This is a genomic window from Achromobacter sp. NFACC18-2, from assembly GCF_900108985.1.
GTDB lineage: Bacteria > Pseudomonadota > Gammaproteobacteria > Burkholderiales > Burkholderiaceae_B > Achromobacter.
In genome coordinates this window covers 89,687-113,624 of record NZ_FNYM01000017.1, presented here as the reverse complement: position 1 = coordinate 113,624, position 23,938 = coordinate 89,687, and the positions used below count along the sequence as shown (strand labels likewise).

The following is a 23,938-nucleotide window of genomic DNA, read 5'->3' as shown; positions in this document are numbered from 1 at the left end:
TGAGAGCCCGTCCGGGCGTGCTGGTGGCACGCCCCTCACGCTGTCCCGGGGGAATCAACGTGTGGCGAAGACGAACGTATTGTTGTCACCGTTCACGCACAGGTCCTGAGCAGTCACCGCGTTGAAGGAGCCGGATTCGTTGTTCGCGCCCAGTGTCTTCGCAACCGTGCCATTGACGCTGATCATCTCGGAGACTCCGTTCATGATCGAAGCGAGAACCGGGCAGGCACGGTGGTTCACGTTGGTGACCGTCAAGGAGAACGCACTTCCGGCCGCACCGCCGCCAAGCGCGGTCGGGGCGATGGTGACAGTGCCGTTCGACCCGACTCCGGTGCCGCCCAGCCGGTGGGCCACTGTGCTGCCCGTGACCTTGAAGACAGTGGAGTCACGCATCGAGGGCGCCAGGTTCTGCGCGTTGTTGATGGATGCGTACGGTGTTGCGGTATCACCTTCACCCATGATCCTGGCGGTTGACATGAACCGCTGCAGCTCACCCGCTGCTGCGGGCACCCGGCCTTGAATGAAGTATCCCTTGATGGATGGATAGTTGACTACTACCAGGAAAATCACGATGGCAATTACGGCGCCGACCTCGATCAAGGACCAGCCGCCTTGGCGGCGCAAGTTATTGGAAGGCGCACGCTGTATGGCACGGCGATTTGCAATGTTCGGTTGTTGCATTGTGAGTTCCGATTAATTCCGTTGAGTTTGTATGAATCGCGCGGCGACGGTCTTTCGCTCATCAGGACATCGCGTCGATCATGATCGCGTTGCGCATGTCCATGATCACGCTCTGGTGCCAGAAGAAGAGGCCTGCCATGACGATGACAGCGCCAAGAAGGGCCACCCATCGAAGGGCTTTGGCACGGCCTTCTACTCGCTTGAGAATGGTTGTTTCCATTCGCGCTCGTGTCTTCTGCAGACCGGCGTCTAGGCCAAGTGTGTTCGTGAGGTCTTCGAGGTACCAATAGATCTCGCGATCTAGCAGCCCCACGTCAAAGATCTCTGCGCCTTTTTTCGCGTCGTCGAGCCGAAGCTGGATAGCCTGAAGCCGGCGGGTAAGCCAGCGGGACGCCCCAGGTAACTGCATTTCGATCGCGTGGCGGATCTGCATGACCTTGCCCGCACGGGGCTTGACGGCCGTCGCTGCAGTGCTCACCACAGCGATGGCTTGAACATCCCTGTAAAGCCGATACGGCCCCCACTTGTCGAGCCACCGGCGTAGCGGGTTGTCCATATAGGGAAATGAGAGGTAGACGGCAACGCCGAGGGCAATCGATACCAACCACAATCGGATGCCCTTGTCTCGTATCCACTGCGCCATGTCGAAGAACGCCTGGGTAGACGGAGTGAGTAGCTCAAACCGTATGTCTGGCATGGCATCCTGCAGCATCGGCGCGGTGAGGTAGGGGACTGCGAGCATCACCATGGCCCACACCAGCAGCAGCATTAGGGCGGCCACCGCCAACGTTCCGACGAGGATTGACCTGAGCTGGGCCGTCACCCGCACGACGGCGGCCATGTCGCGCAGCCCGCCAGCGAAGACCGCTTGCCCTTGGGTTTGCAGCGAGACGAATTCCGCTACCTCTCGCGGGGGAAGCGTCCGGTGAAGCGTCCTGCCAAGCTCGCCCGTTTCGACAATTCGGTGCGCCCAGTAAGCCGACAGGACACCGCGAGCGCTTTTGCCGTACCGCTGCGCGTCAGCCTCAAGAATGCTGAGGAACGTCCTGCGGCCCTGGGTGTCCTCCGTCATGTCCGCCAAGTACTCGTACCAGTCCGCGCGGGCACGCGCGAATCTGCTGGCGGCTTGGCCGATCCGCGTGAAGTAGAAGGGTATCTTCATCCCCTTTTCCTTTGGCGTAGAAGTGTTGCGTACGCCGTGAAGTGGGGCTCAATGTCCCTGGGGTCAATCATGCCTTGGCTCATCTTGTAGACGGCGCATTCCATCGTGGACTTGCCCTGCATATCGGGGTCGTCGTACCGCGCGGTGCGCTGGCTCGCGAAGATCTCTCTTAGCCGGATCTCGTCGCCGCTGGTAATGGCGCGAAGGGCGTCGGGGTCGCTGGCGGGCTCGAAAAGCTCAGCCACTGCCGTGCGTCCCGCGTAGCCGAAGAGCTCGGGAATCCCTTTCTTGCGACAGTGTTCGCACCCGAGCGAATTTCTGATCCGGAGTGCATTGCTGCCAAAGTCGTAAAGGGTTTCGATGTCCGCCAAATACTGCTGCCAGATGCTTCGGTCACGTTTGACGCCCATACGGTCTTCGGCTCCGTCGAGGAGCGCCGCCGCTGGAAGGGCGCAGCTGCATAGCTTGGGCATCAGGGCCTGGTGAACGAGCAACTTCAGTACGCCAGGGGTTCCGAGCGTGCTGCGTGGTATCCCGATCTCGCTGGAGGCAAAGCGCTGCGGGATGGCGAGCGCGCTTCCCACGTGCGTGGTGCAATAGAGATTGCTGCCCGAGAGCACGATGTCTTGAAACGCGGCGCCCGTCAGCACGTCGCGGATCTCACCCAGAAAGATGTCGCTGGCCGCGGCCCGCTTGAGGGCCATAAGCTTCGATTTCATGGTGTCGCGGTCGGAGCCATCCAGAGACCGAGAAACGCTCGCCTGAAGCACGCCCTCCATGATGAGTTCGACCGGATCCTCGATAGACATAATTTTGCGCGTGCTCGGCAAACGCACTATAAGTTGGGCGATGCTCACAGTCTTTCCGGAGCCAGGTATGCCGCCCATAGCGATAGCGCCACCCATGCTGCACATCGCACGCTCGAACTGCGCGATTTGAGAGGGGAGGTGGCCAAGGTCGGTCATGTCAACCTTTTGCACCTTGGAGTCCACGTCGAGCAGACGCAGCGTGATGGAAGGGCCCTTGTCCGCGATGAACGAGCCCCAGCGAAGCATGTAGCTGCGATCGTCCACGACCTCATAAAGACGCCCTTGTTGTTCGTTGGCCATGTCAAGGAATAGGCCGTTCCCACCACTGACATCCAGCCAGGTGACGCTGGCCATGTCGACGAGCTGCTGCGTGGGCATAGCCAGGTGCTTCGGCGTGGTGTACTGACCGTCGATGCTGGCGCTGATGTGCGATGTCGCCGCCGTCGTGTCGATATTTAGATGCAGGTCGCTTACGTCGTTGCGGACCGCCCAGGACGCGATGTCGTGGAACCCTTGACGCACGGCAGACCTTTCGTTCTGACCGCGGATGCGAGAGCTTCGCTGAATCACGTCTTGGCCCTGCATCCGCTCTCTGACGAGGGTAAGCAGAATGACGGGTTCGATCGTATAGGTCTGAACCGGCCCTTTTGCCGCTTCGACGGCGCGCTGCTCAACGGCGCGGTAAATATCCGAGTCGATTTCTCGCGGCTTGACGAACACCACATATCGAGGTCCCTCGAGCTCGGCCACGCACGCGGTGACCGCCGATGTCGAGCCACACCAATCTACCTTGAGCGTCCTGAACGCGGGATTCATTTGGGCAATGTCCGCGAACGAATCGATGTGCTGGTGAGCGTCACTGATGGCCATCGCAGGCGTCGCCGCGTGCATGTCCAGGACCGGCATCTCCTCTTGCTCGCGCAGGCTGACATGAACCGTGCGCTTGAGCCGCCGCAGCAACTGAATGAGGCTTGAGATCATGGTGTTCCCCGATTTAGGCAGTAGGTGACCACATCCTGTGACTGGTCAACGAAGCTTGCGCAAGGCTGCGAAACGGCCTGCAGGCGGAGGCCGAGATCGGCCCCGGCCATTGGCTCGGCGCGGCCTGCGCGGTAATGCGCCCGGCGGCCGGCCTGGTCGACCGTCACGGTCAACTGTTTGCCCACGCCCATGATGGCGACAAGCCGGGGCGGGGCAACGACGGGTGCGGCTTCGGAGTTGTGGCCGACGTCCTGGGCGGCAGACGGGCTGGGAGCGGCAAGCTGAGTGCTTCCGCCATTTGCGGATTGCGATTTGCGCTTTTCCTCATCGAGGGCGCGCTGGGCGTCCAGCTGCAGCAGTTCTTGAACCGTTTGGGGAACAGGCTGGCTCAGGCTGGCGACGTCGACTCCGGCGCCGACCACCCCGTTTTGTGCCAATGCCGAGAGAGGGACTGCGAGCGCGACGGTTGCGCCGGCGGCGGCAAACACGAGCCAGCTTCGCCGCTTGCGTTCAGGGCGATTCAACATAGATGGTTCCTTTGAGCGTTGTGACGAAGGCGCTCGTCGTGAGCCCTGGTGTAGTGTCCGGCGTAAAGCGCATCTGCAACTGCGTGACTTCTGTGGTACGCGGAAGCGCCAAGCCGTACAGGGAGCGCAGTGGCGCATTGATGACGAGCGCTCGCGTAGCCGGAAGCTTGATTTCCTTGGGCCGGACCACGGGTTGCTCCAACCCGTTCGCCAGCTTGATGTTTGGCACCGTGATCGGCACCTGTCCCGGGGGGGAGAGCGTCAAGTCCTGCAACGCCGGGCGCAGCGCCTGCCAAGATGGCTCCCAAAGCTGCCGCATTGCCCTAGCGTCGGGCAGGTCCGCAAGCATCAAGGGCTGATCCGCCATTGCCCCTGGGATAGTCCATGAGGCGTTCGCGGTTTCGAGATCGAGGTGGTCGATCTTCCAGGTCGAAGGCAAGGCCGCGTGCAGGGTGCGATTGTCCGCAAGCCGCGTGCGTTGGTACTTCGCTACGCAGTTGCGTGCCTGCGGTCGGCAGTCGACCTCGATGAGCTTCCAGCGGCCGGGTGCGGTGGGCACGGCTTCCACTTGCTGCAGCAATGGCGCCAGCCCTGGCTCGCCAAGGGTTCGCGCGGTCTTTGCCCATGCGGAAACTGCCTTTTTCCACAACGTTGCTGGGTCAACTTCGGGCTGCGCGGCCAGCATCTCCTGTGCAATTTGTGCTTGCCGCTCCTCCCAGTAACTCATGCCGATGTCCCAGGCCTCGTAGACCAGGAATAGGCCCAGGATGGTCCACCAGAAGGGCGAGACCATCGCGAGACTGAAGCCGGCGCGGCGTAGGGACGACTGCTGGTTGGTGTGAGCGGCGAGCTGTTGCAGGGAGAACGGTCGTAACTGCGGGCGGTGGTCCCCGTGCACCTGCGCCTCGCCGTAGCGCGCCAGTGCCTCATCAAGGGCGCGTTCTGCCGCCTGGAGATCTGCGAACACCGCGTCTCCGCCCGCCTGGACCACACCGGCAACTATGACGGCAATCCATACTGATTTGTCGGGTAGATTGAGCGCGACTATGTGGGTGCCGTGACGGTGTAGCTGTGCAAACGCGGACGCCGCCGAGAATAGGCTGGCGCGCGTCTTTGCGCGACGCTCCTTGCCTTTGGCGATGAGAAGCCCCACGGAAGGGCTGCGAGCATCGCTGTGAACGAAGTGCGTGGCCTTCACCTTGCGTGCCAGGCGCAGCGCTTCCTTTTGCAGATCCTCACCGAGGATCGTCTGCCACCGAATGCCGAAGACAAGCTGATTCGAGGTGCCAGGGATGGCGACGAGCCGATAACTCAGCCGCCGCGGGGTCTTCTCACGTCGTGCCACGTCAGAATCCTTCTTCAGGAATGGCCGTTACCAGCACGACCGTGAGCATCTGCTTCTCTTGCGAGGCGTCAGACCCGCCAGCAAGCATCGGCGCCTTGTCATCCAGGCGCCGCCTGGTGGAGGTGTCTGCAGACTGCTGGTAGCCGCCGATCACCACCTGCTCACCCGGCCGGACCATCACTTGCTGCACCCGGCCCTGGCCGCCGATGTCGGTCTGCTGGACGAACGATTGATCATCGCGGGAGCCGACCGGCTCCTTTTTCATTTCAATGAGCCGGGTGTCGTCGTAGGCGATCGTCAAGAGCACCTGGCCGTCGTCCTGCGCATCGGGCACAACGGTGAGGAAAGTGCCGACAGTCTTGTTGTCTTGCGTGACGGTGACGGTAGGGGCCGAGTTGTCCGACGTACTCTGCGTCTGCTGCAGGTCCTTGATGTAGTCGAAGGAGCGGCGTGTGTCGTACTTGCCCGGGCGGCGGTTTTGCATCAAGAGCGGGATGCTCTTGTGGTCGATGATCGAGCCCAACTGCGAGAGCGCTGACAGTGCAAGGTTGGTACCTGCGAACGGGCCGCTTCCCACGGTGGCGCCAATGCTACCGGCGGCCTTGGCCGCGTCCAGCATCGGTGCGACACCGATTGCGGAGGCCGTGTTTTGGCGGCCCAGGCTGTTGAACAGGATGCTCCAATCGACGCTTCCCTGATTGATGCGGTCGCTCTGCACCGTGATTTCTTCAAAGACCAGGCGAACGCGGCGGGTCATCTGGCGATTCTCGGCGTCGAGGAATTCCCCAATCCGGTCCTGGGCTTCCTTGGTGTCCGTCACCACGATCGTGTTCGACGCGCCGTCCGCCGCCTTGATCACGCCGGCACGGCTGAGGAACTGGCTGACCTTGCTGACGACTGCGGCCAGCTCGCGCGCTTCGTCCTTCGCGCCGGCGGTAGTTCTGTCCGCCAGCATCGAATTGGTCGACTTGATGTCCCGCTGCAGGTTCTCTTCAGCCGCTTGGGTGGGCGTGCGTACGACGTAGCTTTTGGTTTCCGTTCGGTAGAAGCGGAGCGCGCCAATCTTGTCGTCGTAACGCCAGTAGACGCCCAAGCGGAGTGCGATGGCATCCAGGACGGACGCGAGTGGGGCTTGCCCGGCCGGAAGGGGCGCCATCTTTGTGCGGGCCACACCATTGGGCAGCGCCGGGCCCGCGATGCGATCTACGGCTGCGCCAGGGATGAGTGCGGGGACGAGCGTGTCAGCGGTGCTTGCACCCAGGTTGACTGGATTGACCGAGCCAAGGTCGCCGGCCAGGCGAGGCAAGAAGTATTCGGCGGGCAGCAGGGCGTCCGCCGTGACCTGCGTCAGGATGCCTGTGGCGATCTGGATCCGGTCGGCCAGCGTCTTGAGGTCTGCGGAATTGTTCTCAAACAGCAGCGTCGTATTGACGTTTGCCCGGAGTGCCGGCGGTAGAGTCACCTCGCGTGCCAGTGGCTGCGGTCGCCCTGCGATCCACGGCAGTTCAACGACCTGGCCCTTCGCACGGTCGATGTCGCCGGCTTTGAGCTTGAAGTGGTCCAACGCGATGGTGCCGTCGGCTTGGCGCAGCGCTGCGCGGGATTCGACGCGGTCGGTGGCCTGCAGGGCCGAGCAGCCGGCGAGCACAGCCAGCACGACCGCCGTCAGTACGGTGCGGTAAGCATTCATTGGTTTTCCTGGTCAGCGCCACGGCTAGGATTGCGGGGCGGGGGAGCGATTGCAGCTGCGTGTGAACGGCACCATGCGCAGAACGCGGTTGCCGTAGAAGCAGGGGCGGATAGGCGATTCGCTCATCGCGACCGCCTGGGACAGCGCCTGGGTGGCCTCTTGGAAGGAGGCTTCCTCGAACTCAGCCGGAGCCTGAATCGGTATGTCGAAATTCAGTTCCCACTGATCAGGCCCGAAAGTCCAGTTGGCATCGGCTGCCCAGCGCACGAGCGCTTGCCGGACTGTCCCGTCTTGTGGACTGACCCGCCAAATTTGCTTAGGCGGTTCCACGACTTGCGGTTCTGCTACGGGCTCGGTCGGAGCAACTTCAACCGTGACCACGGCGCCAGCGGTCGGAGCGACTTGCGGACTTGCGCTCACATCGGTGGGAGGCGCGGTGGCTTCACTTGCCGCTCCCGGCGTCGGCGCCGACGCAGAGGTGATGGCGCCAGGCGTGGCTTCAGCAGCAGCGGCCGGAAGCGGCGCGCTGGCTGCGGGCGCAGTGCTTTCGACCCTGGGCGGCGCTTCGGGCACGGGAATCGGGGGAATGTCTGCCGAAGCCAGGGCGGTCGGCGATTTACCCGGTAGAACGGTGCGCGGATCCGCATGGTTGATGAGGATGCGTCCGGAGTCCGGAGGAGTTGGGGGGGAGGGCGGTACGAATCCGCAGGCCGAAAGAAGGCAGGCCGCCGAGACGACGGCCGCCAAAGGGGATGCTTGCATGGGGGATCCTAAGAGTTACTTGAAGGTCCGGGGCATCACGCCCTGCCGCTCAAGTTCGTGGTGGACGGCGCGCAGCTCTGCCGGAGGACTTTGTCGTCTGGTGAGCAGCAGCAATTCCAGGAGGATGGGCAACAGCGAGCCATCGGACTGCTCGGTCGGCGCGCTGTCGAGGAGCGTCAGGCGCAGTTGCGCGACGTGCTCTGCGACCTGGTCGTCGATTTCAAGTCGATCACGGAGGTACGCCGACAGTGTCATTCCCCGATCTGCCGCTGCCTGTTCATATCGTCGTCGGGCGGAATCCGACAATCGGAACGAAATGGGGCGTTCAAGCAGGGAGCGCATGAAAGCGCGCCTCCTCCACAACGATGTGGCCGATGGCCTCGGCGTATGCCTGCCTGAAGGCATGTCTCCGGATCTTGCGCTCGAGGGCCGAGTCCCGTTTGCCTTCGCAATGCGCCATGAATTGTTGATCGCGATACTGGGCGGGGGCTACACCAGGAGCGGCTTCGAACCAGGTGCGAGCGGCATGTCGGGCAGCGCGTGCTGTGGATGGGTACTCAAAAATTGCGGCCGACGTGAAGGTGGCAGAGTGGGCTTCCATACAAGTGTCCTGTGTACGGTGACGAGCGCAGGCTCGCCTGCCTTTGTATGGGCGGCCGCCATGCGCCTTGTTTGGGGGAGAACGCCCCGATGCTTGGGTAGTAGCGAGCGCTCGGGAGGGAAGTGCCATGCGCGATTGCGGGCACGCTGGTGAGGCTAGGCGCCAAGCCGCGGTTGAACGGGACTGCACTGCACTTTCGTGTGCGGTGCCCTCGCGCCGTCTCGGCGGAGAAGCGCCTTGATCGAGAGGATCTTTCAACCGACCACCGCAAACGCCCGCGAATTGGTGCGCCACCGACGAAGTTTCTTTAAACTCTTTCGGCTGTAAGTTATTAAAAAATAAAGAGAATCGACGCTTGGGCTATGGGATTGTGATTCCGGTTGTCGTGGGTTCGAGTCCCATCAGCCACCCCAAAGAATACGAATAGAATCAGGCGCTTAGGTTAACTCCGAAGCGCCTTTTTCTTTGCATCGATGGTGGCAAGAACGCCAATTGGTGGCATCAGGCGCTTTTGATCATAACGACCCCGCGCCGGTCGTACGTACACCCCGCGCGTACTGGCTGGGTTGGCATGAGTCTCTGGGTTCTCGCCCCTAGCCGTCGAGCGTATGCCCTGTACACCCGGTCAGCGTGCGGCGAATTCCTTGTTCGGCATGCCGTGCGGCGCGGTGAGTGCGATGGCGCCGCCGGTCACGTCGCTGAAGTACTTGATGTTGGCCATGACCTATCTCCTTGTTCATTCGTCAGCTCGCTCATAGAACGGGCTGACAGATAGAACTTCCGGTCTGCATCGCCCCTGACGGTTCCAGGACGCAATACAGACACGCGGCCAAAGAAAAGGGCCGACGGTTGGTCGGCCCTGCTTCCTTCGTGACTCGCGCTGCCTGGTGGAGCGCGAGCCGAGTGTTATCTAGCTGCTAAGAGGCATGCCTAGCAGTTGAGAGCGTCCCATCAAGATAGTTTTGTGCTTAAGGCAATCAAGAGCATCTTCAAGCTTCGTCAGCGCAATCCCGTAGGTAGGGGAGGCGCCAAGCCCAGCCTGGATGCAGCGCAGGCGGTCAACCACAATGGCCAGCAGCGCTTCATTCGTTACACCGTTCTCCCCCACCTCGCGAACCTGACCATTCTGGAACAGAATGGTCGTCTGCTCGGCGGTCGAATCCTTCCCATCTTCGACCGCGCAAGCCGGGTTGGTATCCGGGTTAAAGCCACTGATTACATAAAGATGGTTAAGGCCGGCAGCGCAAGGCTCGTCGGCTGCGACGATCGTCAGCTTGTCTTTTGCCTTATTGGCGATGTGGTCGTTGATAAGCCGGGTCATCGATTGCTCCAATGCAATAGTAGGTTGTATGGCTTTACTCAATCGTCAGCTCGCTCTAAGAGCGTGGATTACTTTACCAATTTATGACAGGCCTGCAACTCGTAATAGCGTTTAGATCAAGATTCATGAAAATGTAGGGCCACAGTGGCGTGACATTCAGATGAATCTCGGGCAACGCATTGCCTGACGACACCTCGTAATTCCCTGGAATTCGAGGAATTAGTCATCAGCTACAGGCCCTGCGTTGCCCTGGCTGCCGTAGCAGGCAGCGCTTAACGCAGTGTGAACCGCCCCGGGTGTCGCGGAGGCTCCAAGTCTGGAGACAATTTGAGCCATGAGCAAGAACAACGCGAACAAGTTTTCCCCGGAAGTGCGCGAGCGCGCAGTGCGCCTGGTGCAGGATCATCGCAACGAGTATCCATCGCTGTGGGTGGCGTCGAGTCGATCGCGCCCAAGATTGGTTGCTCGGCGCAGACGCTGCTGACCTGGGTCAAGCGCCATGAAGTCGACAGCGGGCAGCGCGAAGGCGTCACGACCAGCGAGCGCGAACGGATCAAGGTGCTGGAGCGGGAGAACCGCGAACTTCGCCGAGCCAACGACATCCTGCGCACGGCCAGCGCTTTTTTGCGCAGGCGGAGCTCGACCGCAAGCTGAAGTCGTAAACACCTACATCGACCGACACCGGGAGGTCTACGGGGTCGAGCCGATCTGCAAGGTGTTGCAGGTTGCCCCGTCGGCCTATCGGCGCCACGCCGCGCGGCTGCGCGAATCGTCGCGGCGCAGCGACCGTGCTCTGCGTGACGAACATCTGACGCCGCCTGTTCACCGGATCTGGCAGGAGAACCGTCTCGTGTACGGTGCGGACAAGGTCTGGCGGCAACTGAACCGCGAAGGCGTGACGGTGGCCCGTTGCACTGTCGAGCGTTTGATGCGTGCCCAGGACCTGCAAGGCGTGCGGCGTACGTGGCCTTCGTCATAGATGTTCACGCCCGGCGCATCGTCGGCTGGCGCAGCAAGTCCATGACGACAGACTTCGTGCTCGATGCGTTGGAGCAGGCGTTATACGCCCGCCATCCCGGCAAGGGCGGTTCTCTGACCCATCACTCCGATAGGGAATCGCAAGGCGGATTGAACCGGTCGTCGCAATACCCTTAACCGAAGAGGTGTTGCATGAGTTGAACTACAGCACGCTTTATCGGTTGACAGGGCGAGACGCGATGCACTCGCCAGGTGCGCCGTCGCTTGGACATGAAACTGAGCATCGATTTTGGGAGCAAATCGCCACCGGCATCACGAGCGAGAGAGCCGGAGAGTTGGTTGGCGTATACCCAGCGGTGGGCGCGCGTTGGTTCCACTATCGTGGCGGCATGCCACTTTTCATGTCGAAGCCCACACTCTGTAGGTATTTGTCATTTGCAGAGCGAGAAGAGATAGCATTGCTTTCGATCCACGGCGTTGGTGTGCGCGAGATCGCCCGCCGCATCGGACGCAGCCCATCAACCGTTTCGCGCGACTCGTTGTGGGCGCCTAGAGTATCGAGCCTGCGGTCGCGCAGTGGAAGGCAACGTGTACGACGCCGATGGCCGTGTGATCGGCGGGCGTAGGCAGGCCCCCGTTCAAGGGGCGCAATAAGCCACGTCGAGGTGACCGAAAATGGGTAAACGGTTGGTCACCGGAACAGATTGCCAATCGGTTGCCGATCGACTTCCCGAATGACAAGTCGATGCGCATCTCTCACGACGCCAATTACACAGCTCTCTACATTCAAGGACGTGGCGCGTTGCGAGTTCCCAGACCCAGGGCTCAAGCCAGGGCATGGGCGCACGTCAACGAGGACGTAATGATCTCCACCCAACTCAGCAGAACCGCCGACGAGGTCGTTTTAATTTAACCAAACAGCCTCCGCGATAGCCGGGGCGGTTTAGTCTTCGACATGGTGTCCACTACCGGGGACAACTGCTGCGCTCAATATTGGATGGCCGGGGGCTTAAGGTGAGCGAGCCTGCTGCGAGCTTTCTCTTTGCCCACTCTTGAAAAGGCAATTCGATATAGCGGTATGACAAGTCGGCGCACAGCGCTACCAAGCAGGCAACGGACAGCAGCGCAATGGCTTGATTGGTCGGCGTGTTAGCTAGCCCAAGTGTCCTCTGCATCGTCTCGCGCACGAAGAGGATTATCGGAAGATGGCATAGGTATATGGAATAGGATCTCTCGCCAATCCAGATCAGCGGAGAAAAAGCGCGGGATTGCGAGAAGGGTCTTTCGCCAAGAGATCCGAGCAGGCAGAGCAATGCTCCAAGTGCAATTGTCGGAATGACTAGTGGCTCATGGAGTTTGACCGGAGCAATGACGCATATAAGAATCCCTATGGCCACCAGGATTAGAGATACCATGGTATTTATTGGCAGCTTTGGTAGTTCGCCGGGGTGCCGACTCAGCACGCAATAAGTCACCGCGCCGAGAGAGAATGCCTGAATTCTGAATGCCCATGGGTACGAGAAGCTGGGAGCGGGCAGGAAAGACATTAACACCGCTGCGATAATCAACAGCCCGATTGCCCTTCGCTTTCCTGCAAAGAAGATCAGCGCAGTCAGGATGGCATATAGTTGCCATTCCAGCGAAAGGGACCAAGTCACACCGTTGAAGTCAGCGCTTCCGCATACATCCCGACCCGCCTTGACGCACTCTACCCACCACAGGTTGGATAGCCCCAATATGGACATAGCTCCGCCGGCGGCTACTTTTATTGGATCCGCTCCGCTATAGGAAACGGTATACGCAGCGACAGCGACTGATATGGCGACCCAAAAGATGACAGCGGGCAGAAGCCGGGCAACTCTTCGAATCCAGAACTCTTTGAACGCATCGCGTCGCGAACTACTGGCATTCAGGTCCCGCAGAAAAGTTTGGCAGATCAAGAAGCCGGAGATGGCAAAGAATATGTCCACGCCAGGCCAAAACGCAGCATGCTCGAATAGTCTAGCGTGGATGTCTGGGGTAGGGATGCGAGCACGCGTATGCTGGACGAGCACCAACAAAATAGCGAATGCTCGAAGACACTGAATGTCATTGTTCTTGGCGGATGCCATGGCGTGCGGTCGTTTACGGGGTCGAGGAATTTTAACAGTCCCTCTAAGGCTGGGAGACAGGCGATTCTCCCGGCATCAGCCACGGCACGAAGGCAATGGGGATTGTTTTCTTGGGGGGCTTCTCAAGAGCACCGTCAGGCCGATTGGTATCGATTTGGAGCGGATCAGCCAGATCGAGCGCGAATTGTGCCTGCAACTGTGCGAGGACGAACGCAGCCAGCGGCTGTCGCACCCCGTACTGCGTCGCCCAGTGACGGTGGTCCTTTTCGTTGCCTATCACCCCATATCACCATCCGTCTCACCGACTAGTCCGAGGCCTTCTTCATGGCATCTTCAAGCCTGGCCTTGTCGGCGTCGCTCAGAACTGGCCGGTTGACGATCAGGTTCAAGCTGTCGATGGATCCCGTGAACGGGAAAGGCACCGCATACGCCGCGTCATCCACGGGCGTGCCAGTGTCGGAGCCGATATCCATGTTCTCGTCCCAGGCCAGGATGAGCGGGACCGTGTACTCCATCTTCTGCTTCGCCACGACCGCGCCGTCGACCTTCAATTCACCCATGCCGCCTTTGCCGATGCCGCTGAAGTCGTTGAAGGCGAGCGTCGCCGCGCCGAGTCCGTCATAGTTGAAGTCGAAAACAAGCGTATGTTTGCCGGGCGCCAGCGCGTCGGGCGCCTCCCAGGCTACTTTCTGGAGACCGAACAGGTTCCAGACGAAGGTGGGCTTGCCTTTGCGGAGAAACAAGCCGTAGCCGGTGAAGCGGCCGCCCTGCGTGATGATCATGCCTTCGCCGCCGCCCTCGGGCACCGTCACCTCGGCGGTGATGGTGTAGGAGGCGTTCAGGATGGAGGGGGCGACGCCATTCGAGATGCCGGTCATCCTGCCGGGAAATGTGAAATCCGAGCGCCCGGCGGTGCTGGACGGACGTGGCGTGACCAGACGACTTACCACCGAGGCGTCGAGCGGCATCACGTTGTACTTCTTGGCTTCCCGCCACCAAATCGCTTCCAGCTCCTTGACCTTCTCGGGATGGCGCGCGGCCACGTCGTGGTTCTGGGTCCAGTCGGTATTGATGTTGTAAAGCGCCCAATCCGCCTTGGCCGGGTTGACGTCCTGCGGACCTGCCGTTACCCATGACGGACGGGTGACCTTGTCCACCAGCATCCAGCCCTCGTGGTAGATGGCGTAATTGCCAAACATCTCGAAGTATTGAGTCAGGTGCCGACCAGGGACCTTGGCGTTGGCCGCGTCGAAGGTGTACATCAGGCTTGAACCTTCCATTGGGCTTTGCGCGATGCCGTCCACCACCGAGGGTTCGCGAATGGACGCGGCCTCCAGTATCGTCGGGGCGATGTCGATGACATGGGCGAACTGGTTGCGTATGCCGCCCTTGTCCGTGATGACCTTGGGCCAGGCGATCGCCATGCCTTGCCGGGTGCCGCCAAAATAGGACGATATCTGCTTGGTCCACTTGAACGGGGTGTCGAAAGCCCAGGACCACGGAACGGCCATGTGGTTATAGGTGTGTTCCGAGCCCCAGATGTCGTAGAAATGCTTCAGTTGCGCGCTGACAGGCACTTCGACGCCGTTGAACATCGCCACTTCGTTCGGCGTTCCCAGTAGCGTGCCTTCGGCCGACGAACCATTGTCGCCAGAAATGTAGATGATGAGCGTGTTGTCCAATTCGCCGGCGTCTTCGACGGCCTGGATGACCCGCCCGATCTCGGCGTCGGTGTAGGCGAGGTATGCGGCGTAGACATTGGCCTGCCGGATGAACATCTTCTTTTCGTCATCGGTCAACTGCTCCCAGTTCTTCAATAGGTCCGACGGCCAAGGGGTAAGCTCCGCTGTCTGCGGGATGACACCGAGCTTTTTCTGATTGGCGAAGATGGTGTCCCGCAGCTTGTTCCAGCCGTCGTCGAAGAGGTGCATGTCTTCGATCTTCTTGATCCATTCCGGCGTTGGATGGTGCGGCGCGTGGGTGCCGCCCGGCGCGTAGTAGACCAGCCACGGCTGATCGGGCGCCAGCGCGTTCAGTTGGGACATGTAGTCGATGGCTTCGTCAGCCATGGCGGTGATCAGGTTGTAGCCCTTCCGGGTTTCGAATGGGTATATCTGCGTCGTGTTGCGGAACAGGTTGCCCGGCGTCCACTGGCTCGTGTCGCCGCCCATGAAGCCGTAGAAGTAGTCGAAGCCCATGCCCGTGGGCCACTGATCGAAGGGCCCCGCCATGCTGACTTGGTAGCCCGGCGTGTTGTGGTTCTTTCCAAACCAGGACGTGTTGTACCCGTTGCCCTTGAGGATCGTGCCGACGGTGGCTTTGTCCTTGGTGATGACGCTGTCATAACCGGGGTATCCGGTCGCCTGTTCCGATATCACGCCAAAGCCGGACGAATGGTGGTTGCGCCCGGTTATCAGCGCGGCCCGGGTGGGCGAACAGAGGGCGGTGGAATGCATGTTGGTGTAGCGCAAGCCCATCGCGGCGATCTTGTCGAGCGCTGGCGTCGGGATGACGCCGCCAAAGGTGGCCGGCGCGCCGAAGCCCACGTCGTCGGTGATGATCAAAAGCACGTTCGGGGCCCCGTTGGGCGGAGCGATGCGAGGCTGCCAGAACGGGGTCGACTGCATCGCGTTGCGTTCTATCTTGCCGCCAAAGGGGACTTCGGGCGCAGGTAGCTGGAGTCCGTCGATCGCTCGCGTGGCAGCGGGAGAGCCGAGCGGCGCGTTGGACTGCTGAGCGGCGGCAATTCCCGCTGTGGCAAGAACAGTCATCAACGCCGTAGCGATCTGGCGCCATGGACACTGCATGAGCTTTCCACGATTGATAGTCATGACAGGCTCTCCAGTCTGCGGCAAAGGCGATGGGGCGTGCGATCACGAGGCGATCCGCCCGAACGTCCCGAACATCGGCACTCCATTTCTACCGGGTGTGCCGTCCCGTGTCGTTACAGCGCAACTGCGTCGAACCACCCTAACATTCGAATCGTGGTGCAAATTGACAAAAGTCATGAAAAAGGCCGGTATCGACCATCATCCCGTAGCCGTCTTGAAAGACGGGTATGGCAATTGCTGACCTCACGCGTCATCGCCCCAAGGAGACGCCATGATTTCGGAACGATTGCGCAGATTGCGCCGCATCGCGGCGTTTGCCGCGGAACGCTCGGGGGATTATGTGGAGCTGGTCGGCATCGAGTTGTCGCTGTACCGTGCCGCGCTGGTCGCAACCGTGATCAGCAGCATTGCGCTTGTGTTCTGCGCGCTGGGCACCTTGGGATTCGTGTCGGTGGCCGCCATCGTGAGCTTCTGGGATACCGAGCATCGCAAGCTGGCCGCCTGGCTGGTGGCGGGCGCGTGGCTGCTCATCACGTTGATTTCGCTGGCCATTTCGACCCGCAGCGCGCCCAAGGGGTCGCCATTTGCGGAGCTGAGCCACCAGGTGCGCCTGGATACCGCCGCCGCCCGGAGCCATTATGTCCAAGACCACCACGCTGGCTGACAAAGAGGCCCTGCTGGCCAAGATGGAGGGCGACCGCCAGGCGCTCGCCATTGCCTTGCCGCGCGGCGTGCCGGCGGGGAGGTCGGGCGGACCGGGCGGGGCGTGGGTGAGGACGGCCGCATTGGCCGCGGGCGGGGCGCTGGGATGGCCGCGCTTCCTGCGCCAGCCGCTCAGAGCCATGGCGGCCATTGCGATGCGCGACCGGGTTGCCGAATTGATGCGCCGCCTGCAGGTGCGGCGAGTGAGCGACCCTTTGCCCGACCCCGACCTCGCGCACCTGGCCACGATGGTCGCGCAGGTCCGCGCCGCGGCCGCGCAGTCCGCGGACTTGGCGGAGCTTGAGCGGTTGCGGGCGCAGCTTGACGAGCAGGTGCATCGGCTGCGCACCTTGCGGGGTGGCGGGACGAACCCCTGAGGCGAGCCCCAGGGGCAGGGGCGATTACTTCTTCAGGCCGGCCAGGGCGTCGCGCAGCATGAGCTTCGGATTTTCATTGCACTGCTTGACCAGTAGCGGCGTGCGGGAGCTGATGCCCTCCACGTCCAGTACGGCCTCTTCCGGCTTGCCTTTGTGGTTAAGCGCTTCTGCATAGCTCACTACAACGGGGCGAAAGGACTCTTGCACGCCCAGGAAATCCTGGCATTGCCACATGGCGAGAGGCTTTTTCGCGTCCGCTGCCTGGCCCGTGACCGAGAAGGTCAACGATCCAAGCAGACCAATCATCACTAGGTGCTTCTTCATGTTCGAGCTCCTGGGTTGGCTTGCAGACGAAATGGCTTATTGAGAAATGGCTTATTGAGAAATGGCTTATTGAGAAATGGCTTATTGATAAATCGTGAGCTTGAACTCACTTTTTTACGGTACTGAATAGGAACGGGCGCCGTCAACGCAGCCGGCGAATAAATGCGAAGAATGGCGCATGAGTACCGGTCCGGTTGAATGGCCTCCGGGGTGTAGGGGCGATTCGACCGCGGCAATGACCGGAAAAAGAAGAGAGCGCCCGCAGGCGCTCCCGGTTGTTCGCAGTTCGGGTGCCGTCAAGTCAGGCAGAACTGAGGCGCGCCGCTCGCATCGACCCGCCGGATCCCCTTGAGAATCCATTTCGCGTGCCGTTCGGCGTCATGCTGCGCGGAAAACAGCTTGCCGCTCGGGATCGGCCACACAGATTGCCCTTCGGTCTGGTCGCCGTCGCGCCGGGTCTTGACGTCCAGGCGGTATTGGCCGCTCGGCAACTCAATGACATCGCAGTGGACTTTGAATCCATCTACGCAAATACCTGATTCAGTATTCATCGTGCGCTCCAAAGCATGGGGGTCACAGGAATCGCCCTGCGGGCAGCATTTTCCGGAAACCGCGGGGCCGTGGTGCAACAAAGTGCAAAAGTTTTCGACCAGTGCTGGCACGCCCAAAGTGGGAGGCCAGAACGAGGAGGCCCTGGCCGGGTACTCTCGCGGCAGGCAGTGGCTACCTGCGCGCGCTCATGAAGGGGGACGAGGGGGCGCGGCTCACGACGGCGCGGGATTTGACTCCGGCCTTCCAGCCCGCTTTCCACATTTCCACACGGCTGCGCCATTCCGTGACGGATTCGCCGGTTTGCGCAGGCATGGCTGCGGTGCGAAGGTAGGGGCAATCCAAAAGGGTCAACCCCTGGCGCGCGGCGTCTGCTCCCAGCTTCTGGATATCCACTTGCATGGCAACTCTCCCAAAAGATGCGAGCGCTTAGTTTGCCCAGCGCACTTCGCGTATGCAACGAAGTGCGTGTAACGCTGCGTTTCTTTGTTACATCGACGTAAAACTTGCGGTAACGAGCCACGACAGCGGCTAGCCACCCAGAAGCGGCACGCGTGCCAGGAGCGGGCATGACGCTTGCTGCATGGTAGGCGCTCGCCGGGCGGCACCAAGCCGTCATTCGGCGAGACGAGTTTCTTACTGGAGGACTGCATGAAGAACAATCTTTTGAAGCTGGGGCTTGGCGCCGCGATGGTCTTGAGCATGGGGTCGGTTGCGCTGGCGCAGACGCCGGCAACCTCTGGCGGCCAGGTGCCCGCCGCGACCAACAAGCTGGACAGCGAAGCCCGCGGCTTTCTGACCGATGCCGCGGAGTCCGGTCATATGGAGATCGCCGGCAGCAAGATGGCGCTGGAGAAGTCAAAAAATGCCGAGGTAAAGCAATTTGCGCAGAAGATGATCGATGATCACACCAAGGTCGGCCAGCAGCTTGAAGCCCTGGCCAAGAGCAAGGGCTATGAGCCGCCCAAGGATCCTTCCCTGATGCAGACGGCCAAGCTCAAGGCCTTGGGACTGCGCGATGAAGGGTTCGACAAGGCGTATGCCGACGAGATCGGGGTGGACGCGCACGAGTCCGCGGTGAAGCTGTTCGAAAAGGCCTCCAAGGAGGTGAAGGATCCTGAGGTCAAGCAGTTCGCGATCGAAACGCTTCCCAGCCTGCAGCAGCATCTTCAGGCCGCCAAGGCCCTGCAGCAAAGCGTGTCCGCGAAGACGAAATAATCATTCCCCGGCGCCGCGCGCCAGGAGGACACCATGAAACCGGCCGATGATTCCCAACCCCCCGTGCGGCCGGCGCGCCGCGGCGCCAGGACGGGCCGCGGGCCCTGGCTGATGCTGGCGATCTGGATCGCCGTCGTGGCCGTCCTGTTCCTGGTGGGCCTGATGCTGCGCAACATGTAGCCGAAGCCGCGGCCCAAGGCGGAGAAGCGGGTGGGCCTCGGCCGGCTGTCTATTCGCAGAGCCTATTGGCAGAGCCGCGACGCCACGGTCGCGACGATGGTGCCGTCAGGCAACTGGTAGTGACCATCGCCGCGCCAAAGCACCCGCTGGCCATCGGGCAGGCAGCAATAGGAATTTGTCGTGTCGTCGCCTTCGGATTGCGAGCGGCAATAGCGGTCGATCCGGTAAGTCGTGCCATCGTCGGCAGCGGCCACCACTTCCATGACGCGCTTGTAGGCATGGTTGGGCATGTTCGCCTCCTGTGTTGATCGCGCAAGGGTATTGGGACATGGCGATCCTGCACGGTCAATACGCATCGCAGCATGTCGCGGGCGCACGGGACGTGCGCGCGCGAGGGGGCTTGCGACGATGAAGGGCTAAGCCACGTCAGGCCAGATTGTGATACTTGCGCCCGATCTCCATGGTGGCGCGGTAAAAGCCTTCCTTGCTGCCGCAGTCGTAGCGCACGCCCTCGTACTCGAAGCCGTAGACCTTGCGCGACGCGAGCAGGGCGGCGATGCCGTCGGTCAACTGGATTTCGCCGCCCACGCCGGCCTGCGTGCTTTCGAGCAGACCGAATATCTCGGGCTCCAGGATGTACCGTCCGACCACGGCCAGGTCCGTTGGCGCGTCTTCGGGCTTGGGCTTTTCCACGATGCCCGTCAAGCTCAGGACGCCGTGCGCCTTGCGGGCGCCGGACACGATGCCGTATTGGTTGGTATGGGCCTTGGGAACCTGCTGGACGGCCAGGACGCTGCCCTCGAATTCGCGGGCGACCTTCATCATCTCGCCGATGACGGGGGCGTCGGCGTCGATCAGGTCGTCCGCCAGCAGGACGGCGAAGGGCTCGTTGCCGACGATGGTCGCCGCGCACAGCACGGCGTGGCCCAGGCCCAGCGCGGCCGGCTGGCGCGTGTAGACGCATTTGATGCTGTCCGGGATCACGTTGCGCACGGTTTCCAGCAGCGCGTTCTTATTTTTGGCTTCCAGGTCGTATTCCAGTTCCGGCACGCGGTCGAAATGGTCTTCGATGGCGCGCTTGTTGCGCCCCGTGACAAAGATCAGCTCGGTGATGCCGGCCGCGACGGCTTCCTCGACGGCATACTGGATCAAGGGCCGGTCGACGATGGGCAGCATTTCCTTGGGCATGGCCTTGGTGGCCGGAAGAAAGCGGGTGCCCAGGCCCGCAACGGGGAATACAGCTTTTCGTATAGGTTGCATTGCTAATGCCCTCTGTACCCGGGCGGCGCCAGGGATGGGCCGCCTATGGACGGGTTTCCAGCAAATTCCGTGCCCGGCTCAACATTGGTAAAGTCCCTCCTTTGACCCCGGCACGCCGTTTGCTGACGACAACCTGGGCTTGATCCAATATGCAGGTGGGGACATTGCATGACTTCTTTACCGGATTTTCCGTCCGAGGACCGCTATCGCCTGCTGGTGGGGGCGGTGCGGGACTACGCCATCTATCTACTGGACGCCGAAGGCCGCGTCAGTAGCTGGAATCCCGGCGCCGAGCGCTTCAAGGGGTACACCGCGGACGAGATCATCGGGCAGCATTTTTCCGTTTTCTACACGGAGAGCGACCGGATCGCGCAGGTGCCCCGGCATGCGCTGGAGACCGCCCGGCTTGAAGGGCGTTTCGAGGCGGAAGGCTGGCGCGTGCGCAAGGACGGCAGCACCTTCTGGTGCAGCGTGGTGATCGACCCCGTCCACGATGATCGCGGCGCGCTTGTCGGCTATGCCAAGATCACCCGCGACATCACCGAGCAGAAAGAGCGCCACGAGCAGCTCCAGGAAGCCCGCGACTCGATGCACCACGCCCGGCGCATGGAAGCGATCGGCCGCCTGACAGGCGGCGTGGCCCATGATTTCAATAATTTCCTGACGGCGATCCGGTTCTCCGCCGAGTTCGTGAAACGCTATCCCGACCTGCCGGCATCGCTGATGCGCTACGTCGGCATCATCATCGACACGACGGAAAAGGCGGCCCAGCTCACCCGGCAACTGCTGGCCTATGCCAAGAAGCAGCCGCTGCAGCCGCACGCGTTCGACGTGCGGGACAGCCTGGCGTCGCTGCGCCCACTGTTCGAGACGTCGGTGGGCTCGTCCGTGGCGATCAGCTACGAGTTCGGGCCGGGCAATTGCACGATTTTCGCCGACCCGGCCCAGCTCGAGTCGGCCCTGCTCAATCTGGTCATCAACGCGCGGGATGCGATGCCTTCCGGCGGCCAGATCCGGATATCGGCCCAGGTCGTGCGCGACCCGGCGCTGCAGGAAGGCAGGAAGAACCTCGCGGGGCCGTATGTGGCGCTGTCGGTGCAGGACTCGGGCGCCGGCATCGAGCCGGGCGTGCTGGCGCACGTATTCGAGCCCTTTTTCACGACCAAGGGCCAGCATGAGAATTCGGGTCTGGGACTGAGCCAGGTGCAGGGCTTTGTGCAGCAATCCGGGGGCGACGTCACGGTGGACAGCGTGCGGGGGCAGGGCGCGACGTTCACGCTGTTCCTGCCGGCCGCCAGACCGGCCGCCGAGGCGCCCGACACGTCGGCCTCAGACTCCACGGCAAATGCTCCGGTGCGCCGCGAGGTGCTGCTCGTCGAAGACAACCGCATGGTGGGCGAAGTGGTCTCGGCGTGGCTGGAGGAGCTTGGGCAGGAACTGACCTGGACAGTCGACGCCGAACAGGCCCTGCGCGAGCTGGAAAAGCGCGACGGCGGCTTCGACCTGGCCATCCTGGACCTGGTGCTGCCCGGCATGAATGGCATGGATCTGGCGCGCCGGATACGGGAACGCTGGCCCGCCATCCGCATCGTGCTGGCCAGCGGCTACAGCGACGCAATGGCGGGACCGCGCGCATTGGGCTTTCCGGTGATGCAGAAGCCGTATTCGGTGGAGGCCCTGATGCAGGTGCTGACCGAGGACGCGCACACGCTTCCCTGAGCGCCGCCTGCGCGCGCTGGCCGCGATGCTGGGCTGACGCGCGCGGCGTGCAGGCTCACCGGCATGTCCCGCGACGCGCGCCACCTTGCCGCCGGCGCGCCATCGTCCTTTCAGACAATTGTTGCATCGATGCGTCGCTGCCACCTTGGCCGTCGCATTTGCCGGCAAAAACGTTTGAACGATAAAAACTTGCGTTAAGCGCCGTCCCTACTTAAGCTGTGTTTGCGCGCGGACCCAGCATGATCCGTGCCCGCGCCCGCAGGCGGACCGCTGCCTTGCCCGCTTACGACCACGTAGCACTTTTTCTGCCAGTTTCCCTTGTCAACGACATAAAGGATGCCTGTGCGAAAGTCGATGGTCTCGATGGTCTCGATGGTTCTATGCAGCGCCCGGCGGCCAATGCCGGGCCAGAACCGGCGTCGCCCTGCCAGGCAGGCGCTCCCCCGAACGGATTTCTCCCGGTCGGCGTCTCCTCCCGTCCTCGACTCAATGTCCCCCCGGCGCTTCGTCGCGCCGGGATACCCAAACATCAACGCCAGTCCGGCGCGCCAGTCGCGCCTTTGATCAGTGCTAGTTGGGCCCTTTCCGCCGGCGCGGGGCAAAGGGCAGCGCGAGACCTCGAGTCCGACCGCCTGGGAGTAGTGGATGACGCAAAGTAGCTGCAATGTCCGTCGTGTCCTGTTGCATGCCGTGGGCGCCTGGACGCTGGCTTTGGCGGGGTGTGGGGATCGGAACGACGCGTCGGCCGTCACGATTCCGCCGATGAAAGTCGTGGTGGTCACCGTCGGGCGCCAGCCCGTGGACTTGAATGTGGACCTGCCCGGGCGGATCGAGCCCATCCGCACCGCCGAAGTCCGGGCGCGCGTGGACGGCATCGTCGAAAAGCTGCTCTACACCGAGGGTAGCGACGTCCAGGCCGGCGACCCCTTGTTCCAGATCGATCCCGCCGACTACCAGGCGCAGCTTGCGCAGGCCAATGCCATGCTGCAGCGCGCGCAGGCGGTGCAGACCAACGCCCGCTCGGTCACGGAGCGGTTCCGCCCGCTGGTCAAGCGCCAGGCGGTCAGCGCGCAGGAGTACGAAGCCGCGCTGGCGGCGCTGGGCCAGGCCCAGGCCAATGTGGCGGACGCGCAAGCGGCCGTCACGCTGGCGCAGTTGCGGCTGGACCGGTGCACGGTCAGGGCGCCCATCGCGGGGCGCGTCGGACGCGCGCTGGTCACCGAAGGCGCGCTGGTGAGCGCATCGGCGGCCACTCTGCTCGCGCAGGTCAACCAGTTGTCGCCGATCAGCGCCACCTTCACCAAGTCCAACACCGCCATCATGGACCTGACGGACTACGCCCGGTCCGGCGCGCTGGCCACCGCGCAGGGCAATACCTTCCAGGTGCGCCTGACGCTCGCCAATGGCCGCGAGTTTGGCGAAACCGGGGTGGTGGACTTTGCGGACCTGAGCGTGGACCGGACCACCGGCGCGCAGACCATACGCGCCCGTTTCGACAATGCCAACCGGGAACTGCTGCCCGGGCAGTTCGTCACGGGCCAGATCCTTGTCGGCGTGCGCCAGGACGGCATCCTGATCCCGGCGCGGGCGGCGCGGCTGAGCGGTGACACGGCCACCGTCTTCGTCGTCGGCCCCGACGGCACGGCCCAGCCCCGGCAGATCGAGGTCGGCGAGCAGATCGCGGGCAGTTGGCTGGTGCGCCGCGGCCTGGAGCCGGGAGAGCGGATCGTGGTGGACGGCTGGCACAGGATCAGGCCCGGCCAGCAGGTCGAGGCCGTCGAGCAGCAAAACGCAAAACCCTAGCGGAGTC

At 62.2% G+C, this 23,938-nt stretch carries 23 protein-coding genes, 2 pseudogenes and 1 other annotated feature; of the genes and pseudogenes, 8 read left to right on the top strand and 17 right to left on the bottom strand.

The features are described 5' to 3' along the window. Positions 1 to 54: 54 nt before the first annotated feature. The 10 genes from BMW75_RS23270 to BMW75_RS23230 all read right to left on the bottom strand — a co-directional run bounded on the left by BMW75_RS23270 (position 55) and on the right by BMW75_RS23230 (position 9,879). Positions 55 to 681, bottom strand: a complete 627-nt coding sequence (locus BMW75_RS23270; RefSeq protein WP_092582042.1) for a pilus assembly FimT family protein — start codon at positions 679 to 681, stop codon at positions 55 to 57. Between the two features lie 61 nt (positions 682 to 742). After that, positions 743 to 1,843 carry a hypothetical protein gene (locus BMW75_RS23265; RefSeq protein WP_092582041.1) on the bottom strand — a complete coding sequence of 367 codons (1,101 nt, stop codon included), beginning with the start codon at positions 1,841 to 1,843 and terminating at the stop codon, positions 743 to 745. Continuing rightward, positions 1,840 to 3,633: an ATPase, T2SS/T4P/T4SS family gene (locus BMW75_RS23260; RefSeq protein ID WP_092582040.1), complete on the bottom strand. Its 1,794-nt coding sequence runs from the start codon at positions 3,631 to 3,633 to the stop codon at positions 1,840 to 1,842. Before BMW75_RS23260 ends, BMW75_RS23265 begins: the two co-directional genes overlap by 4 nt. Continuing rightward, complete coding sequence (locus BMW75_RS23255; protein WP_139208583.1) at positions 3,630 to 4,160, bottom strand: hypothetical protein; 531 nt, start codon at positions 4,158 to 4,160, stop codon at positions 3,630 to 3,632. Before BMW75_RS23255 ends, BMW75_RS23260 begins: the two co-directional genes overlap by 4 nt. Beyond that, positions 4,144 to 5,505, bottom strand: a complete 1,362-nt coding sequence (locus tag BMW75_RS23250; RefSeq protein WP_092582038.1) for a hypothetical protein — start codon at positions 5,503 to 5,505, stop codon at positions 4,144 to 4,146. Before BMW75_RS23250 ends, BMW75_RS23255 begins: the two co-directional genes overlap by 17 nt. A 1-nt stretch (position 5,506) precedes the next feature. Beyond that, the gene (locus BMW75_RS23245) at positions 5,507 to 7,195 is read right to left on the bottom strand and encodes a type II secretion system protein GspD (protein ID WP_092582037.1); all 1,689 of its coding nucleotides are present in this window, start codon (positions 7,193 to 7,195) and stop codon (positions 5,507 to 5,509) included. Between the two features lie 24 nt (positions 7,196 to 7,219). After that, complete coding sequence (locus BMW75_RS23240) at positions 7,220 to 7,957, bottom strand: toxin co-regulated pilus biosynthesis Q family protein (protein ID WP_092582036.1); 738 nt, start codon at positions 7,955 to 7,957, stop codon at positions 7,220 to 7,222. Positions 7,958 to 7,972: 15 nt separating this feature from the next. Next, positions 7,973 to 8,299 carry a hypothetical protein gene (locus BMW75_RS23235; protein ID WP_092582035.1) on the bottom strand — a complete coding sequence of 109 codons (327 nt, stop codon included), beginning with the start codon at positions 8,297 to 8,299 and terminating at the stop codon, positions 7,973 to 7,975. After that, positions 8,283 to 8,558, bottom strand: coding sequence for a hypothetical protein (locus BMW75_RS29260; protein ID WP_139208582.1), 276 nt, complete (start codon positions 8,556 to 8,558; stop codon positions 8,283 to 8,285). The genes BMW75_RS23235 and BMW75_RS29260 overlap by 17 nt, the downstream gene beginning before the upstream one ends. Positions 8,559 to 9,468: 910 nt before the next feature. After that, positions 9,469 to 9,879, bottom strand: a complete 411-nt coding sequence (locus BMW75_RS23230) for a hypothetical protein (RefSeq protein WP_092582034.1) — start codon at positions 9,877 to 9,879, stop codon at positions 9,469 to 9,471. Between the two features lie 334 nt (positions 9,880 to 10,213). Between BMW75_RS23230 and BMW75_RS23225 the strand changes: the two are divergent. Continuing rightward, positions 10,214 to 11,001: pseudogene (locus BMW75_RS23225) on the top strand (IS3 family transposase); the annotation flags it as partial. Further along, positions 10,497 to 10,612, top strand: a sequence feature (AL1L pseudoknot). (Overlaps the previous pseudogene by 116 nt.) Before the next feature lie 95 nt (positions 11,002 to 11,096). Then, positions 11,097 to 11,761: pseudogene (locus tag BMW75_RS23220) on the top strand (transposase); the annotation flags it as partial. A gap of 61 nt (positions 11,762 to 11,822) precedes the next feature. Here BMW75_RS23220 and BMW75_RS23215 read toward each other — a convergent pair. Then, positions 11,823 to 12,968, bottom strand: coding sequence for an acyltransferase family protein (locus BMW75_RS23215; protein WP_092582033.1), 1,146 nt, complete (start codon positions 12,966 to 12,968; stop codon positions 11,823 to 11,825). 305 nt (positions 12,969 to 13,273) lie between these two features. After that, on the bottom strand, positions 13,274 to 15,799 hold the full coding sequence (locus BMW75_RS23210; protein WP_217646961.1) for an arylsulfatase: 2,526 nt from the start codon (positions 15,797 to 15,799) through the stop codon (positions 13,274 to 13,276). Between the two features lie 271 nt (positions 15,800 to 16,070). On the opposite strand from BMW75_RS23210, the gene BMW75_RS23205 reads away from it, so the two are divergent. Further along, entirely contained in the window at positions 16,071 to 16,463 is a 393-nt protein-coding gene (locus BMW75_RS23205) for a phage holin family protein (protein WP_092582031.1), read from the top strand. Then, positions 16,438 to 16,878, top strand: coding sequence for a hypothetical protein (locus BMW75_RS23200; RefSeq protein WP_092582030.1), 441 nt, complete (start codon positions 16,438 to 16,440; stop codon positions 16,876 to 16,878). Before BMW75_RS23205 ends, BMW75_RS23200 begins: the two co-directional genes overlap by 26 nt. A gap of 24 nt (positions 16,879 to 16,902) precedes the next feature. Here BMW75_RS23200 and hdeA read toward each other — a convergent pair whose 3' ends face one another. From hdeA to BMW75_RS23185, 3 genes are all read right to left on the bottom strand, one after another. Next, complete coding sequence (hdeA, locus tag BMW75_RS23195) at positions 16,903 to 17,202, bottom strand: acid-activated periplasmic chaperone HdeA (RefSeq protein WP_076519970.1); 300 nt, start codon at positions 17,200 to 17,202, stop codon at positions 16,903 to 16,905. A 296-nt stretch (positions 17,203 to 17,498) separates the two neighbouring features. Next, positions 17,499 to 17,753 carry a hypothetical protein gene (locus BMW75_RS23190; RefSeq protein ID WP_092582029.1) on the bottom strand — a complete coding sequence of 85 codons (255 nt, stop codon included), beginning with the start codon at positions 17,751 to 17,753 and terminating at the stop codon, positions 17,499 to 17,501. A 172-nt stretch (positions 17,754 to 17,925) separates the two neighbouring features. Further along, a complete protein-coding gene (locus tag BMW75_RS23185; RefSeq protein WP_076519972.1) occupies positions 17,926 to 18,153 on the bottom strand; it encodes a CrpP-related protein in 228 nt (75 codons plus the stop codon). A 300-nt stretch (positions 18,154 to 18,453) separates the two neighbouring features. Here BMW75_RS23185 and BMW75_RS23180 point away from each other — a divergent pair, with 300 nt between their 5' ends. Both BMW75_RS23180 and BMW75_RS29550 read left to right on the top strand, forming a co-directional pair. Beyond that, entirely contained in the window at positions 18,454 to 18,969 is a 516-nt protein-coding gene (locus BMW75_RS23180; protein ID WP_254792111.1) for a DUF4142 domain-containing protein, read from the top strand. Between the two features lie 33 nt (positions 18,970 to 19,002). Further along, complete coding sequence (locus tag BMW75_RS29550) at positions 19,003 to 19,149, top strand: hypothetical protein (RefSeq protein ID WP_156902834.1); 147 nt, start codon at positions 19,003 to 19,005, stop codon at positions 19,147 to 19,149. Positions 19,150 to 19,211: 62 nt separating this feature from the next. Here BMW75_RS29550 and BMW75_RS23175 read toward each other — a convergent pair whose 3' ends face one another. Both BMW75_RS23175 and galU read right to left on the bottom strand, forming a co-directional pair. Next, a complete protein-coding gene (locus BMW75_RS23175; protein ID WP_092582028.1) occupies positions 19,212 to 19,439 on the bottom strand; it encodes a hypothetical protein in 228 nt (75 codons plus the stop codon). Between the two features lie 136 nt (positions 19,440 to 19,575). Further along, positions 19,576 to 20,409, bottom strand: coding sequence for a UTP--glucose-1-phosphate uridylyltransferase GalU (gene galU, locus BMW75_RS23170; protein ID WP_092582027.1), 834 nt, complete (start codon positions 20,407 to 20,409; stop codon positions 19,576 to 19,578). Positions 20,410 to 20,577: 168 nt separating this feature from the next. On the opposite strand from galU, the gene BMW75_RS23165 reads away from it, so the two are divergent. Together BMW75_RS23165 and BMW75_RS23160 are read left to right on the top strand one after the other, a co-directional pair. Beyond that, the gene (locus BMW75_RS23165; RefSeq protein ID WP_092582026.1) at positions 20,578 to 22,128 is read left to right on the top strand and encodes a PAS domain-containing sensor histidine kinase; all 1,551 of its coding nucleotides are present in this window, start codon (positions 20,578 to 20,580) and stop codon (positions 22,126 to 22,128) included. Between the two features lie 645 nt (positions 22,129 to 22,773). Beyond that, a complete protein-coding gene (locus BMW75_RS23160; RefSeq protein ID WP_076519978.1) occupies positions 22,774 to 23,931 on the top strand; it encodes an efflux RND transporter periplasmic adaptor subunit in 1,158 nt (385 codons plus the stop codon). Positions 23,932 to 23,938: the final 7 nt, after the last annotated feature.

Coding starts and splice junctions, on each gene's coding strand:
- BMW75_RS23265 (WP_092582041.1), bottom strand. CDS start 1,843: ATGAAGATACCCTTCTACTTCACGCGGATCGGCCAAGCCGCCAGCAGA.
- BMW75_RS23215 (WP_092582033.1), bottom strand. CDS start 12,968: ATGGCATCCGCCAAGAACAATGACATTCAGTGTCTTCGAGCATTCGCT.
- hdeA (WP_076519970.1), bottom strand. CDS start 17,202: ATGAAGAAGCACCTAGTGATGATTGGTCTGCTTGGATCGTTGACCTTC.
- BMW75_RS23230 (WP_092582034.1), bottom strand. CDS start 9,879: ATGACCCGGCTTATCAACGACCACATCGCCAATAAGGCAAAAGACAAG.
- BMW75_RS23175 (WP_092582028.1), bottom strand. CDS start 19,439: ATGCCCAACCATGCCTACAAGCGCGTCATGGAAGTGGTGGCCGCTGCC.
- BMW75_RS23260 (WP_092582040.1), bottom strand. CDS start 3,633: ATGATCTCAAGCCTCATTCAGTTGCTGCGGCGGCTCAAGCGCACGGTT.
- BMW75_RS23190 (WP_092582029.1), bottom strand. CDS start 17,753: ATGAATACTGAATCAGGTATTTGCGTAGATGGATTCAAAGTCCACTGC.
- BMW75_RS29550 (WP_156902834.1), top strand. CDS start 19,003: ATGAAACCGGCCGATGATTCCCAACCCCCCGTGCGGCCGGCGCGCCGC.
- BMW75_RS23180 (WP_254792111.1), top strand. CDS start 18,454: ATGGGGTCGGTTGCGCTGGCGCAGACGCCGGCAACCTCTGGCGGCCAG.
- BMW75_RS23185 (WP_076519972.1), bottom strand. CDS start 18,153: ATGCAAGTGGATATCCAGAAGCTGGGAGCAGACGCCGCGCGCCAGGGG.
- BMW75_RS23270 (WP_092582042.1), bottom strand. CDS start 681: ATGCAACAACCGAACATTGCAAATCGCCGTGCCATACAGCGTGCGCCT.
- BMW75_RS23245 (WP_092582037.1), bottom strand. CDS start 7,195: ATGAATGCTTACCGCACCGTACTGACGGCGGTCGTGCTGGCTGTGCTC.
- BMW75_RS23255 (WP_139208583.1), bottom strand. CDS start 4,160: ATGTTGAATCGCCCTGAACGCAAGCGGCGAAGCTGGCTCGTGTTTGCC.
- BMW75_RS23235 (WP_092582035.1), bottom strand. CDS start 8,299: ATGCGCTCCCTGCTTGAACGCCCCATTTCGTTCCGATTGTCGGATTCC.
- BMW75_RS23210 (WP_217646961.1), bottom strand. CDS start 15,799: ATGACTATCAATCGTGGAAAGCTCATGCAGTGTCCATGGCGCCAGATC.
- BMW75_RS29260 (WP_139208582.1), bottom strand. CDS start 8,558: ATGGAAGCCCACTCTGCCACCTTCACGTCGGCCGCAATTTTTGAGTAC.
- BMW75_RS23205 (WP_092582031.1), top strand. CDS start 16,071: ATGATTTCGGAACGATTGCGCAGATTGCGCCGCATCGCGGCGTTTGCC.
- BMW75_RS23240 (WP_092582036.1), bottom strand. CDS start 7,957: ATGCAAGCATCCCCTTTGGCGGCCGTCGTCTCGGCGGCCTGCCTTCTT.
- BMW75_RS23160 (WP_076519978.1), top strand. CDS start 22,774: ATGACGCAAAGTAGCTGCAATGTCCGTCGTGTCCTGTTGCATGCCGTG.
- galU (WP_092582027.1), bottom strand. CDS start 20,409: ATGCAACCTATACGAAAAGCTGTATTCCCCGTTGCGGGCCTGGGCACC.
- BMW75_RS23165 (WP_092582026.1), top strand. CDS start 20,578: ATGACTTCTTTACCGGATTTTCCGTCCGAGGACCGCTATCGCCTGCTG.
- BMW75_RS23200 (WP_092582030.1), top strand. CDS start 16,438: ATGTCCAAGACCACCACGCTGGCTGACAAAGAGGCCCTGCTGGCCAAG.